The sequence below is a fragment of the Streptococcus sp. 27098_8_76 genome (assembly GCF_041432315.1).
Taxonomy (GTDB): Bacteria; Bacillota; Bacilli; order Lactobacillales; family Streptococcaceae; genus Streptococcus.
Genome location: NZ_JAPVZI010000018.1, coordinates 1 through 14,097, shown reverse-complemented (window position 1 = coordinate 14,097; position 14,097 = coordinate 1). Strand labels below are relative to the sequence as shown.

Here is a 14,097-nt window from a genome sequence, read left to right as displayed (position 1 = left end):
AATTTGTATAGGATTATTATAGCACTTTTCAAAAGGAAATCAATACAAAAACAAGTTAAATTCAATATTTTATTATGTTTAATTATGTGTTATAGAGTCCCTCCAACTACAATTTTTGTGATATAATAGTCTTATCTTTATATAGAGGTAAAGTTATGAAAGAAACTGTTTATTTTGGAACTTATACACGTCGAATTTCCCAGGGGATTTACAAGGCAGACTTTGATACAGACACTGGTCAACTTGCAAATCTAGAACTTTTTGCTCCTGAACCAAGTCCAACCTACCTTGCTTTTGACCAGCACCAACATTTATACACTGTTGGTAGTCAAGACGATAAGGGAGGAATTGCAGCCTATCAAACTGACGGGACTTTATTAAATCATGTCGTTGAAGAAGGAGCTCCCCACTGTTATGTTGCTGTTGATGAAAAGCGTGATTTGGTCTATGCAGCCAACTACCATAAAGGACAGGTCCTTGTTTATAAACGTCAGAAAGACGGTAGTCTTCTACTTAGTGATGTGGATCAACACAGTGGCCAAGGTCCACATGAAAATCAAGCTTCTCCCCACGTTCACTATACAGATTTAACACCTGACCACTATCTAGTGACCTGTGATTTGGGTACTGACCAAGTCATCACTTATGACCTTGATCGAAAAGGGAAATTATCTAAACTCTATACCTATCACAGCCAGCCAGGATCAGGCTCACGCCATATCGTTTTCCATAACCACTATAAAATCGCTTATCTCATTTGTGAACTCAATAGCACTATTGAAGTTCTAATCTACGATGGTGTTGGCGAATTTGAACGCATGCAAGTCATTTCAACTCTACCAGACGGTTATGAAGGCTTTAATGGTACTGCTGCTATTCGTCTCTCTAAAGATGGTAAATACCTCTACGCTTCTAACCGTGGTCATGATTCTATCGCAGTATATACAATCCTTGCGGACGGTAGTTTAGAGTTGTTAGAAATCGTTCCGACACATGGTCAGACTCCACGTGATTTTGATTTGACACCAGACCAAGAATTTGTCATTGCTGTCCATCAAGACTCTGACAATGCAACCATCTTTAAACGCAATCCTGAAACTGGTCGTCTAGCCGAACTTTCCAACGACTTCCATGTTCCAGAAGCTGTCTGCATCAGTTTTGCCCCTTAAGAAAACATAAAAAATGAACTTGATAACTCAAGTTCATTTTTTTCTTATAGTCTTTTTCCGACATTAATTCGGTTAATGGCACGTTGCAGTGCAATCTTCGCACGACGTTCTTGATCAATCAAGTTTTTGTCTTGTGCTTCTTCAATTTCACGCTCTGCTCGAAGCTTGGCACGTTCTGCACGACTGATATCGATATCACGAGCACGTTCTGCAGAATCCGCAACGATTGTGATGGTATTATTGGCAATTTCAATAACGCCTCCGTTTACTGCAATCCAGTTCACGTGATCTTCATCATCAATACGTTTTACCTTTACTTCATCAACTGCTAAAACCGCAATCATATTTTCATGTCGTGGCAAGATCCCCATCTCACCATCCAGAGTTCGAACCGATACATAGCTGGCATGGTGATCATAGACGAGACCATCTGGTGTCACGATCTGGACAGTTAACTGAGCCATAGATCACCTCTTAAAATCCCATTTTTTCAGCTTTTGCAATCACATCTTCGATAGAACCTACACCACGGAAGGCATCTTCTGGCAAGTGGTCATGTTTACCATCAAGGATTTCCTTAAAGCCACGAACAGTTTCAGCAACTGGAACATAAGAACCTGGCTGGCCAGTAAATTGTTCCGCAACGTTGAAGTTTTGTGACAAGAAGAACTGGATACGACGGGCACGAGCAACCAAGGTCTTTTCTTCATCAGAAAGCTCATCCATACCAAGGATAGCAATGATATCTTGCAACTCATGGTAACGTTGAAGGACACGTTTTACTTCAGCAGCAACTGCATAGTGCTCTTCTCCAACGATTTCAGGTGCCAAGGCACGTGAGCTTGAAGCAAGTGGATCAACGGCTGGATAAATACCCAATTGTACCAACTTACGTTCCAAGTTTGTTGTAGAATCCAAGTGAGCGAAGGCTGTTGCTGGCGCTGGGTCAGTATAGTCATCCGCTGGCACATAGATAGCTTGGATAGAGGTTACAGAACCCTTCTTGGTTGATGTAATACGTTCTTGCAATTGACCCATTTCCGTAGCAAGGGTTGGTTGATAACCAACGGCTGATGGCATACGACCCAAAAGGGCAGATACTTCTGAACCAGCCTGAGTGAAACGGAAGATATTATCGATAAAGAGAAGCACGTCTTGGCCTTCTACATCACGGAAGTATTCAGCGATTGTCAAACCAGTAAGGGCAACACGCATACGTGCTCCTGGTGGCTCATTCATCTGACCAAATACCATGGCTGTTTTCTCGATTACACCTGATTCTTTCATTTCCCAGTAAAGATCGTTCCCCTCACGAGTACGTTCCCCAACACCAGTAAATACTGAAATACCACCGTGTTCTTGGGCAATGTTGTGAATCAATTCTTGAATCAAGACGGTTTTACCAACTCCGGCACCACCGAAAAGTCCAACCTTACCACCTTTAAGGTAAGGGGCAAGAAGGTCGATAACCTTAATCCCTGTTTCAAGGATTTCAGAAGAGGTAGACAACTCATCAAAAGTTGGAGCTTTTTTATGAATTGGCTGACGCTCTACATCTTCTGTAAAAGGAGCTTCCAAGTCAATGGTATCTCCCAAAACATTGAAGACACGTCCCAAAGTTTCTTTACCTACTGGTACAGAGATTGGACGACCTGTGTCCAATACTTCCATTCCACGAGTCAACCCATCTGTTGATTCCATGGCGATAGTACGGACCATACCATCTCCCAACTCCAAGGCTACTTCAAGGACGATTTTTGTTTTTCTTTCGTCATTTTTGTAGACGACAAGTGCATTGTTAATCTCAGGAAGTTTTTCCCCTGCTGCAAACAAGACGTCTACAACGGGACCGATAACCTGAGCAATTTTACCTGAACTCATCTCCTTCTCCTATTCTATATAAGATACTGTCGGTTCCTAGCTCAACTAGGTCCTAAGTTCATTTTCATACGAGCTGGACTAGTGCCTATTCTAAGGCACTAGCTCCTGCTACAATTTCTGTAATTTCTTGTGTAATCGCCGCCTGTCTGGCACGGTTATACTGAATTGTCAAATCATTAATGACTTTCTTGGCATTATCTGTCGCTGTTTGCATGGCTGTCATACCGGCAGCATTTTCAGCTGTCTTGGCATCGATAATAGCTCCGTAAATCATACTTTCTGCAAACTGAGGCAACAACTGCTCCAAAATTTCTTCTCGGCCTGTCTCCAATTCAAAAGTCAAGCTGTAGTCTTCATCCGCTTCATTTGGATCCAAGTCAACAATCGGAAGCATTTGTTCCACACGCATTTGACTGGTTAGTGTGTTGACATGGTGGTTGTAGCAGACATAGAGCTCATCAAAAAGTTCATTTTGATACATTTCAACAGTTTTTGAAATAATCTTACGAACTTCATCAAAGCTAGGTTGATCCGCCAAGCCACGTAATTCATAAAGTGGTTGAATACCACGAGCCTTAAAGAAATCAGCTCCCATTCCACCGATACAGATCATTTCAAAACCTTTACCGTCTGGATGGTATTCTTCCTTCAACTCCATAACGGCTTTCAGAATAGAAGAATTATACCCTCCAACTAAACCACGGTCTGAAGTGATGACGATATAGCCTGTCTTCTTGACAGGACGGCTAATCAACATCGGATTGGTTGAACCACCAGCTCCATTACCATGAAGAATATCTGTCAAAAGTTTGCGAACCTTCTGAGCGTAAACTTGAAAGTTGCGAGCAGCTTCTTCAGAGCGGCCAAGCTTAGCAGCTGATACCATTTGCATGGCATTAGTGATTTGACTCGTATTTTTTGTTGAGGCGATTTTTGTTTTAATATCATTTAGAGATACTGCCATCTGACACCTCTATTCTTATTGGAAGCTGGATTGATTGAGAAACTCTGTAATCGCAGCATCCAAGACTGCTTCTTCTGGCAAGTCTTTTGTATCACGAATGGTTTCCAAAATCTCTGGATGTTGAGCGTCAAAGAAGGCATGGAACTCTTCCTCGAAACGAACAATATCATCTACTGGAACAGTATCCAAGAAACCATGTGTCAAAGCATAGAGAATGGTTACTTGTTTCTCAACAGGTAATGGTTTATGAACAGGTTGTTTCAAGACCTCAACTGTACGACGTCCACGGTTCAACTTAGCCTGTGTTGCTGCATCCAAGTCAGAACCAAACTTAGTGAAGGCTTCCAACTCACGGTATGAAGCAAGATCAATACGAAGTGTACCAGCAACCTTCTTCATGGCTTTGATTTGTGCAGAACCACCTACACGAGATACAGATGAACCCGCATCGATGGCTGGACGAATACCTGCATTGAAGAGACCATCGCCAAGGAAGATTTGTCCGTCAGTGATAGAAATCACGTTAGTTGCGATATAGGCAGAGATATCTCCTGCTTGTGTCTCGATAAATGGTAGGGCTGTAATTGATCCACCACCAAGTTCATCAGAAACTTTAGCTGAGCGCTCAAGCAAACGGCTGTGAAGATAGAAAACATCCCCTGGGAAGGCTTCACGACCTGGAGGACGACGAAGCAAGAGTGACAGTTCACGATAAGCTACCGCTTGTTTTGATAAATCATCATAAACAATCAAAACATGCTTCCCTTGGTACATAAATTCTTCCGCCATGGCAACCCCAGCATAAGGAGCTAAGAAGAGCAATGGAGATGGTTGTGAAGCAGAAGCAGTCACAACGATTGTGTAGTCCAAGGCACCGTATTGACGAAGTGTTTCTACTTGCGTACGAACGGTTGATTCTTTCTGTCCAATCGCGACATAGATACAGATCATATCTTGACCTTTTTGGTTCAAGATTGTGTCAATCGCAATAGTTGTTTTCCCTGTCTGACGGTCACCGATAATCAACTCACGTTGACCACGACCAATCGGTACAAGGGCGTCAATAGCTTTCAAACCAGTTTGCAATGGTTCTGATACAGACTTACGTTGCATAACACCAGGAGCTGGCGCTTCTACTGGACGAGTTTTATCAGTGTGGATTTCTCCAAGACCGTCAACCGGACGACCAAGTGGGTCCACAACACGACCAATCAGACTTTCACCTACAGGGACTTCCATGATTTTACCTGTACGGCGGATTGTATCGCCTTCACGGATATCTGTAAAGTCACCTAGGATGATAATACCGACGTCTGTTGACTCCAAGTTTTGAGCCATACCATAAGAGCCGTTTTCAAAAATCAACAACTCTCCACTCATGGCATTTTCAAGGCCGTGAGCACGCGCGATACCGTCCCCGATATAGGTTACAACACCTGTTTCAGTCACATCAAAATTGGGTTTGAAATTTTCAATTTGTTGCTTAATTAAAGCGCTGATTTCTTGTGCGTTAATTGCCAAAAGAACACCACTTTCTATTTCAAATTTTCTTTAACAACTTTAAGTTGTTGTTTAATACTCACATCAATTGTCTTGTGATTGGCAAAAATGACAAAACCACCAATGAGACTTTCATCGATTTGTTCTTTTACACTCCTTACTTTAAGAGACATTTTTTTCTCAATCAAAGGGAGCAAGCGACTCTTCTGTTCATCAGTTAGAGGATGAGCAGACGTAATCGTCACTTCAAATCGATTTGTTTCTTTTTCAAGTCGATTCAAACAATCTACAAGCACATCATAAAAAAGATTTGCTCTGTGATTGTAAGCCATAACCTGAATCAAGTTTTGCAATAAAGGTGACACTGAGTCTTGGAAGAAAGCAATCGTTTTTTCCTTGTCAGACTCGTCTACTGCCACTTTTTTTAAAAAAGAAGGTAAACCTGTTTCTTCAGCAACTTGCTTGATTTGAGTCAAGTCTGAAAAGATTCGGTCTTCTTCTCCTTTTTCAAGTACCAATTGGACAAAAGGCATGCTGTATTTTTCAATTACCTTTACTGTTTTCTTGTCCATTAAGCTTCTCCTAGCTGATCGATATACTGATCAATGAGTTCTTTATGGGCATGACCGTCAAGGTTTTGTGAGATGATTTTACCAGCTAAGCTGATTGTCAAATCTGCTACCTCACCCTTAACGCTTTGTAAAGCTTCAGCTTTGTTTTGAGCAATTTCTTGGTTTGCTTTTTCTTTTAAGCGTCCTGCTTCTAGTTTAGCATCTGCTAAAATACTAGCCTTACTTTTCTCAGCTGTTTCTTTCGCATTCTCAATGATTGTCTTAGCTTCTTTACGGCTACCAGCCAATTCATCTTCGCGTTTTTGAGCCAATACTTCCGCTTTTTGACGTGCTTCTTCAGCTCTGTCAATATCTGAAGCAATTTTTTCAGCTCTTTCTTCGAAAATGCCTGTAATATTAGACCATGCAAATTTTTTAATCAAGACTAGCAAAAGGATAAAAGAGCCAGCGATTAAAATAAAATTACCAATTAATTCACCTACTGTTACGTGCATCAGTTACTCCTTTCTACTCTTCATCATTAATTTTATTTCCTAGGTACATAGAGGATAATAGTGTAAAGACATAGGCCTGTACACAAGAAATGAACACGGAAAATGCAGTCCAAACTAAGTTTGTCCCAAATGCGATTGGATACCAAAAAATAGCCTGATGTGAAAGTAAAAGAAGCAAGCTTGTCATTACTTCACCTGCAAAGATATTCCCAAAAATCCGCAAAGCAAGAGAAAGGAAATTCGTGACTTCTTCAAGTAGATTCATCGGTGTCATAAATGCAGGAGTCACAAAACCTTTTAGGTATTGTTTAATCCCACGACGACGAATCCCCTCAATGTGCGCCATCACAATAATACAGAAAGACAAGACAAGGTCAAATGAAAGATTTGCAGTTGGCGATGTCCAAAGGTTTGTTCCATCTGTTGTTTGAAGTTTAGCCATCAAACCAAGATTATTGGCGATGACCATAAAAAGAAATAAGCATAAGTAAAAGAGTGAGTAATCTTTCATGTAGTGGGAACCAAGGTTAGGTTCTGTAAATCCAATTACAAAATCATAGAGATACTCTAGTACATTTTGTTTACCTTTGGGTCTCAACGTCATATTACGACTTGCCCAATAGATAAATGCAAAAATCAGAAACACAGACAGCAAAGTCAAGGCTGTCAAAGTTAAATCAAAGGTAACAGGACCAATATTGATGGTTGGATTGATACTTTCTTCCATCTAACATTCTCCCTTCTCCAATTTATATTTCGTTATTTAATAATAAATGAGAAGACAAGAGTTACGAAGAAAGTTCCTTCAATAAAGGCAACCCCCAAAAACATCAGACTACGAAACTCAGCGATAATATCTGGTTGGCGAGCTACTGATTTCAACAAACCATTCATCAACAACCCCTCACCAAGAGACACACCCATACAGGCAAGACATAGACCGAAAAATGTTAAATTCATGACGAATTCTCCTTTTAATTAAAATTTACTTACTTAGTTTAGTCCTAAAAATTGGATTTGTCAACTTTTTACCAACATTGAAAGCGTTTAATGGAAATTATTTATAATTTTACTATTTTTGAGCTTACTATATAGAAAAAATCGGAAAAAACTTGTAATAAATCCGACCATTATATAGGTCTTTCTGAAAAATAATGAAAAAATCCGGCTCTATAATATTTGTAGTGGGTAAATCCCCTATGGATATTATGGAGCCTATTTTGTTGTAGAAAAAAAGTCCCATAAGATCTATAATGAAAAGCAACCAAACCATCATTAGAAAGAATCCTATGGAACAATTACATTTTATCACAAAACTACTCGATATTAAAGACCCCAATATCCAAATTATGGATGTTATTAATAGGGACACACATAAAGAAATCATCGCTAAATTGGATTATGAGACTTCATATTGTCCTGATTGCGGAAGTCTAATGAAGAAATATGACTTTCAAAAACCGTCTAAGGTTCCTTACCTTGAAACGACTGGTATGCCTACTAGAATTCTCCTTAGAAAGCGTCGATTCAAGTGCTATCAGTGCTCGAAAATGATGGTAGCTGAGACTTCTCTCGTCAAGAAGAATCACCAAATCCCTCGTATCATCAACCAAAAGATTGCCCAGAAGCTAATTGAGAAGACTTCTATGACCGATATTGCACATCAGCTGTCTATTTCAACTTCAACTGTTATTCGCAAGCTCAATGAATTCTGTTTTAAGTCTGATTTTTCTTACCTCCCTGAGATTATGTCCTGGGACGAATATGCCTTCACTAAGGGAAAGATGAGTTTCATTGCTCAAGATTTTGATAAGCTCAATATTATCACTGTTCTTGAGGGTAGAACACAAACTATCATAAGAAATCATTTTCTGCGCTACAATCGCTCTGTTCGTTGTCAGGTGAAAATCATTACTATGGATATGTTTAGTCCTTACTATGACTTGGCTAAACATCTTTTTCCGTATGCCAAAATCGTTCTAGATCGCTTCCACATTGTACAACATCTTAGTCGTGCTATGAGTCGTGTTCGTGTCCAAATCATGAAGCAATTTGAGCGAAAATCTCATGAATATAAGGCTATCAAGCGCTACTGGAAACTCATTCAACAGGATAGCCGTAAACTGAGTGATAAGCGATTTTATCGCCCTACTTTTCGCATGCACTTAACCAATAAAGAGATTATTGACAAGCTTTTGAGCTATTCAGAAGACTTGAAACACCACTATCATCTCTATCAACTCTTGCTTTTTCACTTTCAGAATAAGGAACCGGAGAAATTTTTCGGACTCATTGAGGAAAATCTAAAGAAAGTTCATCCTCTTTTTAAGACTGTCTTTAAAACCTTTCTAAAGGACAAAGAGAAAATCGTCAATGCCCTTCAGTTACCCTATTCTAATGCCAAATTAGAAGCAACCAATAATCTCATCAAACTTATCAAACGCAATGCCTTTGGTTTTCGGAACTTTGAAAACTTCAAAAAACGGATTTTTATCGCTCTGAATATCAAAAAAGAAAGGACGAAATTTGTCCTTTCTCGAGCTTAGCTTTTCTTCAACCCACTACAGTTGACAAAGAGCCAAAAATCCGAGATGAAATCTCGGATGGAATTTGATATATTTTCTTTAACCTAATGCTCTTTAGTAAGTAGGATTAAAGGGAAAGCAACTAGAAAGCTTTCGTCTCCTGCTTGCTTATTAAGCACGAACTGTGACGCTAGTTCCATCTTCCTTATAAAGATTGATGAGACCCTCTTTGAGAGCGCGAACCATGTCTCCTGCTTGAACAGGTTGTGGAACCTTGATTGTCAAGAGTTCCATAGGATTTGGAGCGCGGTCGATTTTATTGCCTTTGGCATCATGTAAATCTTCGATATACGTTTCAAAATGACGGAAACCTGGGCCGTAAAACTCTACTTGGTCTCCTTCGTTAATGACATTCCGTTGACGAATAGTTGCTGTTTGTGTCGCATCATCATAAGAAACCACTTCAGCGACAAACTTGTATTCAGGGATTTTACGGCGAGCACCAAATAACTGCTCATTTTCAGATGGTGTACCATAGTAGAAGCCTGTTGCTAATTCACGTTGGGCAACCTTCCACATCTCATCAATCAAATCCTGCTTAATAGCTTCAAACTTCTCTGGACTTTCTAGATAAGCATCAACAGCTGCCTTATAGCAGTTGGTTACAGTTGAAACATAGTGAATTGACTTCATACGTCCTTCAATCTTCAGACTGTCCACACCATTTTCAATCATATCTGGGATATGGTCAATCATAGACATGTCAACGGCTGACATTGAAAATTCTTCTGGAATCTCTCCCTTAAGGCTCTTACGTTCTTTCCCAAATGGCATATCATAAAGATCATACTTCCAACGGCAAGACTGAGAGCAACCACCACGGTTAGCATCACGCATACTCATGTGGTTTGAAAGCGTACAACGACCAGAGTAAGAAATACACATAGCTCCATGGACAAAGGCTTCAATCTCAACGTCTGTGCGTTTGCGGATTTCAGCTAATTCTTCCATTGAAACCTCACGCGCCAAAACGACACGCGTCAAGCCCAATTCTTTCCAGAACTCAAGAGTTTCATAGTTAGTGGCGCTGGCTTGAGTAGAGAGGTGAATTTCAAGACCCGGTGCTTCAGTCGCTGCAATCATAATCAAGGCTGGGTCAGACACGATAACTGCAGCAATCCCGATATCACGCAGCTTACGGAACCACTCACCTGCTCCCTTTTCATTTCCTTCGTGCATAACCATGTTGGCAGCTACATAGACCTTAGCCCCATACTTGGCCGCAAACTGGACGCCTTCTTCCATCTGTTCAAAGGTAAAGTTTCCGGCACGGCTGCGAAGACCGTAGGCCTGACCGCCGATAAAGACAGCATCTGCTCCATACTGAACAGCTACTTTTAGTTTCTCTAAAGTCCCTGCAGGTGATAAAACCTCAGGACGTTTTAATGTTTTTGTCATGTTTTCTCCTATTTGCAATATAAAAGTTTGACGTTTTTCCTTCTCATTTTATAGTAAATAAGCCATAAAATCAAGCCTAGACAGATTGTTTTGACAATTCTAATATTTTAAGCTTTGTATAGTAATTGTTAAACTATCGAATATAAACCAATTTAACAAGTAGCCAAAAAGTCTAGAAAATCATGACCACCCGTCTAACGGGTGGTTTGAACCAGGGCTATAAGCCCAAATTACCAGCCAGCGCCTAAAGACGCTGGCTTTCACGTTGTTCAAGCCTCATTGCTCTTGACTCGTCACTTGCCTCTTAAAGAGGCTTTAGTATTACTTACCACTATCCCTAAAGGGATCCTCATATTCTTTTACACTCAATTTATCTATTGCTATATCATGCTTTTCCTGTTCTTGGATATATTTCTTAATTGTGGCTTCATTGAGTCCCACCGTACTCACATAATAACCTTCCGTCCAGAAATGCCGATTCCCAAACTTGTACTTGAGATTGGCGTGTTTGTCAAACATCATGAGTGAACTTTTTCCTTTTAAATAACCCATGAAACTAGAAACACTTATCCTTGGTGGAATACTGACTAACATATGTACATGGTCTGGCATTAAGTGACCCTCGATAATTTCAACTCCTTTATAACTACACAAGCGATGAAATATTTCGCCTAAACTACTCCGATATTGATTATAGATTACTTTTCGTCTATACTTAGGGGTGAACACAATGTGATACTTACAGTGCCACTTTGTGTGCGATAAACTATGTGCCTTTTGTGCCATATTTTTCTCCTTTCGCTTTACAATTGGCTTGAACACCTTTATTGTATCGCGTTCGGAGTTTTTTTGGTATAACCTTCGACGCGCACCCGCATAGCGGGTGGTTTTTTTGTCTCGCACCTAGCGGAGCGAGACGGACTAATAGTCACATAAGTAAAAACCAGTATCCAATGATACTGGCTCATTAAACTACATAAATTAGTCCTTAGATGACTACTCCCATTCAACTGTTGCAGGTGGTTTACTTGTAATATCGTAGACGATACGATTAACATGATCCACTTCGTTTACGATACGTACTGAGATTTTTTGAAGCACTTCCCATGGAATTTTGGCAAAATCAGCAGTCATACCATCGATAGAGGTAATAGCACGGATTGCAATAGTGTAGTCGTACGTACGACCGTCACCCATAATACCGACTGAACGAACGCCTGTGTTAACTGTGAAGTATTGCCAGATATCGCGGTCAAGGCCAGCTTTGGCAATTTCTTCACGGAGGATAGCGTCTGATTCACGAACTGTTTCTAGTTTCTCTTCAGTGATTTCTCCCATAACACGGATCGCAAGTCCTGGTCCTGGGAATGGTTGGCGCCATACGATATGATCTGGCATACCAAGCTCTGTACCAAGGGCACGAACTTCATCCTTGTAAAGAGTATTGAGTGGTTCGATCAATTCAAACTGCATATCTTCTGGAAGACCACCCACGTTGTGGTGTGACTTGATAGTTTGAGCGGTATCCGTACCAGACTCGATAACGTCTGTATAAAGAGTTCCTTGAGCAAGGAATTTCACATTTTTGAGCTTGCTTGCTTCGTCATCAAAGACATAAACAAACTCGTTACCGATGATTTTACGTTTTTGTTCAGGGTCAGAAACGCCAGCAAGTTTATCAAGGAAACGTTTAGCAGCGTCTGCTTTGACGATATTCAAACCAAACTTACCACCAAGCATGTCCATAACTTGATCAGCTTCTCCTTTACGAAGAAGACCGTGATCCACGAAGATACAGATCAATTGATCGCCAATAGCCTTTTGGAGAAGAACTCCAACGACAGATGAGTCAACCCCACCTGAAAGGCCAAGAAGGACACGTTTATCACCGACGGTTTCACGGATTTTTTGGATCTGCATATCAATGAAGTTATCCATTGACCAGTCGCCTTTAGCCTTACAGATGTTAAGGGCAAAGTTACGAAGGATATCATTTCCGTATACAGAATGACGAACTTCTGGGTGGAATTGGATACCGTAAATGTGTTTATCTGGGTTTTCAATGGCTGCATATGGGCAGTCAGCTGATGTACCTGTACGAACAAAGTCAGAAGGAATTTCAGTAACTGCATCACCATGGCTCATCAATACAGTTTGTTCATCAGGTGTTGATTCAAAAAGCGCTGATGGTGTGTGAGTTAGGGTTGATTGACCGTATTCACGATTTCCAGCATCACCTGCAGGGACAACTTTTCCTCCAAGTTTATGGGTCAATAACTGCATACCGTAACAAATTCCCAAAATAGGAATTCCAAGTTCGAAGATTTCTGGGTCAATATCGAATGAACCATCTTCGTATACAGAGTTTGGACCACCTGAAAGGATGATTCCTACAGGATTGATTTCACGAACTTCAGCAGCTGAAATTTTATGGCTCTTTAGTTCTGAAAAAACACCAATCTCACGGATACGGCGTGAGATCAGCTGGTTGTATTGGCTACCATAATCCAATACGATGATTTTTTCTACATCTTGCAAATCAGTTGAAATGTTGCTCATCTTTTTCCTTTCTCAAAAGAAATATCTTTTTTCAATATTCTATCACAAATAAGGGCGAATTACCAACTAAACAAGGCGAAGATTGACTTTTTCTAGTTTATTGAGGTACAATAGAGAAAAGATAGAAATGAAGTGAAAAATATGCTACCTGCTTATATGAAAATCCATGATCAGATTAAAAAGGATATTGACGAGCACCGTTGGGCTATTGGTGAGAGGCTTCCCAGTGAAAGAGATTTAGCAGAGCAGTTTGCGGTCAGCCGCATGACCCTCCGCCAAGCTATTTCCCTCTTGGTCGAAGAAGGCGTTTTAGAGCGCCGTGTAGGAAGTGGAACCTTTGTTTCCAGTACTCGAGTACAAGAAAAGATGCGAGGGACAACCAGTTTTACTGAAATTGTTAAGGCCCAAGGTAAAGTTCCCTCTAGCCAGCTCATTTCCTACAGAAAAACCATTCCCAATGAGCAGGAAGTTGCCAAGCTAGGAATTTCTCCAACGGACAATATTATCCGAATGGAGCGGGTTCGCTATGCGGATCAAGTTCCTCTGGTTTATGAAGTTGCTTCTATTCCTGAAAAATTCATTAAGGACTTTAAAAAAGAAGAAATCACCAGTCATTTCTTCCAAACCTTGCAAAAACACGGCTACCGTATAGGCAAATCTCAACAGACCATCTATGCTCGTCTTGCTAAGGAAAAAATTGCTCACTATTTGGAAGTTGAAAAAGGACATGCTATTCTTGGACTGACTCAGGTTTCTTACCTAGAAGATGGGACAGCTTTTGAATACGTAAAAAGTCAATATGTAGGCGAACGTTTTGAATTTTATCTTGAAAACAATTAATACTCTTCGAAAATCTCTTCAAACCGCGTCAACGTCGCCTTGCCGTACTCAAGTACAGCCTGCGGCGAGTTTCCTAGTTTGCTCTTTGATTTTCATTGAGTATAAAATACTACATAAAATCTCTCTGTCACAGAC

General features: G+C 40.4%; 14 protein-coding genes. 3 read left to right on the top strand and 11 right to left on the bottom strand.

The window, feature by feature from the left end:
• Positions 1-155: 155 nt before the first annotated feature.
• Positions 156-1,169 carry a lactonase family protein gene (locus tag O3636_RS10335; RefSeq protein WP_371643047.1) on the top strand — a complete coding sequence of 338 codons (1,014 nt, stop codon included), beginning with the start codon at positions 156-158 and terminating at the stop codon, positions 1,167-1,169.
• 44 nt (positions 1,170-1,213) lie between these two features.
• On the opposite strand, the gene O3636_RS10330 is transcribed toward O3636_RS10335, so the two are convergent.
• The 8 genes from O3636_RS10330 to O3636_RS10295 form a co-directional block, all read right to left on the bottom strand.
• On the bottom strand, positions 1,214-1,633 hold the full coding sequence (locus O3636_RS10330) for a F0F1 ATP synthase subunit epsilon (protein ID WP_000068043.1): 420 nt from the start codon (positions 1,631-1,633) through the stop codon (positions 1,214-1,216).
• A gap of 10 nt (positions 1,634-1,643) precedes the next feature.
• Positions 1,644-3,050 carry a F0F1 ATP synthase subunit beta gene (gene atpD, locus O3636_RS10325; protein ID WP_371643045.1) on the bottom strand — a complete coding sequence of 469 codons (1,407 nt, stop codon included), beginning with the start codon at positions 3,048-3,050 and terminating at the stop codon, positions 1,644-1,646.
• Positions 3,051-3,135: 85 nt separating this feature from the next.
• On the bottom strand, positions 3,136-4,014 hold the full coding sequence (locus O3636_RS10320; RefSeq protein WP_000301215.1) for a F0F1 ATP synthase subunit gamma: 879 nt from the start codon (positions 4,012-4,014) through the stop codon (positions 3,136-3,138).
• Positions 4,015-4,029: 15 nt separating this feature from the next.
• Positions 4,030-5,535: a F0F1 ATP synthase subunit alpha gene (atpA, locus tag O3636_RS10315; protein WP_023942963.1), complete on the bottom strand. Its 1,506-nt coding sequence runs from the start codon at positions 5,533-5,535 to the stop codon at positions 4,030-4,032.
• A 14-nt stretch (positions 5,536-5,549) separates the two neighbouring features.
• The gene (locus O3636_RS10310) at positions 5,550-6,086 is read right to left on the bottom strand and encodes a F0F1 ATP synthase subunit delta (protein WP_371643043.1); all 537 of its coding nucleotides are present in this window, start codon (positions 6,084-6,086) and stop codon (positions 5,550-5,552) included.
• The gene (atpF, locus tag O3636_RS10305; RefSeq protein WP_000558549.1) at positions 6,086-6,580 is read right to left on the bottom strand and encodes a F0F1 ATP synthase subunit B; all 495 of its coding nucleotides are present in this window, start codon (positions 6,578-6,580) and stop codon (positions 6,086-6,088) included. The genes O3636_RS10310 and atpF overlap by 1 nt, the downstream gene beginning before the upstream one ends.
• Positions 6,581-6,593: 13 nt before the next feature.
• Complete coding sequence (gene atpB / locus O3636_RS10300) at positions 6,594-7,307, bottom strand: F0F1 ATP synthase subunit A (protein WP_261065056.1); 714 nt, start codon at positions 7,305-7,307, stop codon at positions 6,594-6,596.
• 32 nt (positions 7,308-7,339) lie between these two features.
• A complete protein-coding gene (locus O3636_RS10295; RefSeq protein WP_001054557.1) occupies positions 7,340-7,540 on the bottom strand; it encodes a F0F1 ATP synthase subunit C in 201 nt (66 codons plus the stop codon).
• Between the two features lie 329 nt (positions 7,541-7,869).
• On the opposite strand from O3636_RS10295, the gene O3636_RS10290 reads away from it, so the two are divergent.
• Positions 7,870-9,126, top strand: a complete 1,257-nt coding sequence (locus O3636_RS10290) for an ISL3 family transposase (protein WP_371643040.1) — start codon at positions 7,870-7,872, stop codon at positions 9,124-9,126.
• Positions 9,127-9,276: 150 nt separating this feature from the next.
• On the opposite strand, the gene O3636_RS10285 is transcribed toward O3636_RS10290, so the two are convergent.
• The 3 genes from O3636_RS10285 to guaA form a co-directional block, all read right to left on the bottom strand.
• Complete coding sequence (locus tag O3636_RS10285; protein ID WP_261049332.1) at positions 9,277-10,563, bottom strand: U32 family peptidase; 1,287 nt, start codon at positions 10,561-10,563, stop codon at positions 9,277-9,279.
• A gap of 321 nt (positions 10,564-10,884) precedes the next feature.
• Positions 10,885-11,349, bottom strand: coding sequence for an IS200/IS605 family transposase (gene tnpA / locus O3636_RS10280; protein WP_261049331.1), 465 nt, complete (start codon positions 11,347-11,349; stop codon positions 10,885-10,887).
• Between the two features lie 210 nt (positions 11,350-11,559).
• Positions 11,560-13,122 (bottom strand): glutamine-hydrolyzing GMP synthase, encoded by a 1,563-nt coding sequence (guaA, locus tag O3636_RS10275; protein ID WP_371643037.1) that lies wholly within the window; start codon positions 13,120-13,122, stop codon positions 11,560-11,562.
• A 141-nt stretch (positions 13,123-13,263) separates the two neighbouring features.
• On the opposite strand from guaA, the gene O3636_RS10270 reads away from it, so the two are divergent.
• Positions 13,264-13,962, top strand: a complete 699-nt coding sequence (locus O3636_RS10270; protein ID WP_004248332.1) for a GntR family transcriptional regulator — start codon at positions 13,264-13,266, stop codon at positions 13,960-13,962.
• The last annotated feature ends 135 nt before the right edge of the window (positions 13,963-14,097 follow it).

Excerpts from the sequence above, each read along its gene's own strand:
- O3636_RS10335 (WP_371643047.1), top strand. The coding sequence starts at position 156 with ATGAAAGAAACTGTTTATTTTGGAACTTATACACGTCGAATTTCCCAG.
- O3636_RS10330 (WP_000068043.1), bottom strand. The coding sequence starts at position 1,633 with ATGGCTCAGTTAACTGTCCAGATCGTGACACCAGATGGTCTCGTCTAT.
- atpD (WP_371643045.1), bottom strand. The coding sequence starts at position 3,050 with ATGAGTTCAGGTAAAATTGCTCAGGTTATCGGTCCCGTTGTAGACGTC.
- O3636_RS10320 (WP_000301215.1), bottom strand. The coding sequence starts at position 4,014 with ATGGCAGTATCTCTAAATGATATTAAAACAAAAATCGCCTCAACAAAA.
- O3636_RS10310 (WP_371643043.1), bottom strand. The coding sequence starts at position 6,086 with ATGGACAAGAAAACAGTAAAGGTAATTGAAAAATACAGCATGCCTTTT.
- atpF (WP_000558549.1), bottom strand. The coding sequence starts at position 6,580 with ATGCACGTAACAGTAGGTGAATTAATTGGTAATTTTATTTTAATCGCT.
- atpB (WP_261065056.1), bottom strand. The coding sequence starts at position 7,307 with ATGGAAGAAAGTATCAATCCAACCATCAATATTGGTCCTGTTACCTTT.
- O3636_RS10295 (WP_001054557.1), bottom strand. The coding sequence starts at position 7,540 with ATGAATTTAACATTTTTCGGTCTATGTCTTGCCTGTATGGGTGTGTCT.
- O3636_RS10290 (WP_371643040.1), top strand. The coding sequence starts at position 7,870 with ATGGAACAATTACATTTTATCACAAAACTACTCGATATTAAAGACCCC.
- O3636_RS10285 (WP_261049332.1), bottom strand. The coding sequence starts at position 10,563 with ATGACAAAAACATTAAAACGTCCTGAGGTTTTATCACCTGCAGGGACT.
- tnpA (WP_261049331.1), bottom strand. The coding sequence starts at position 11,349 with ATGGCACAAAAGGCACATAGTTTATCGCACACAAAGTGGCACTGTAAG.
- guaA (WP_371643037.1), bottom strand. The coding sequence starts at position 13,122 with ATGAGCAACATTTCAACTGATTTGCAAGATGTAGAAAAAATCATCGTA.
- O3636_RS10270 (WP_004248332.1), top strand. The coding sequence starts at position 13,264 with ATGCTACCTGCTTATATGAAAATCCATGATCAGATTAAAAAGGATATT.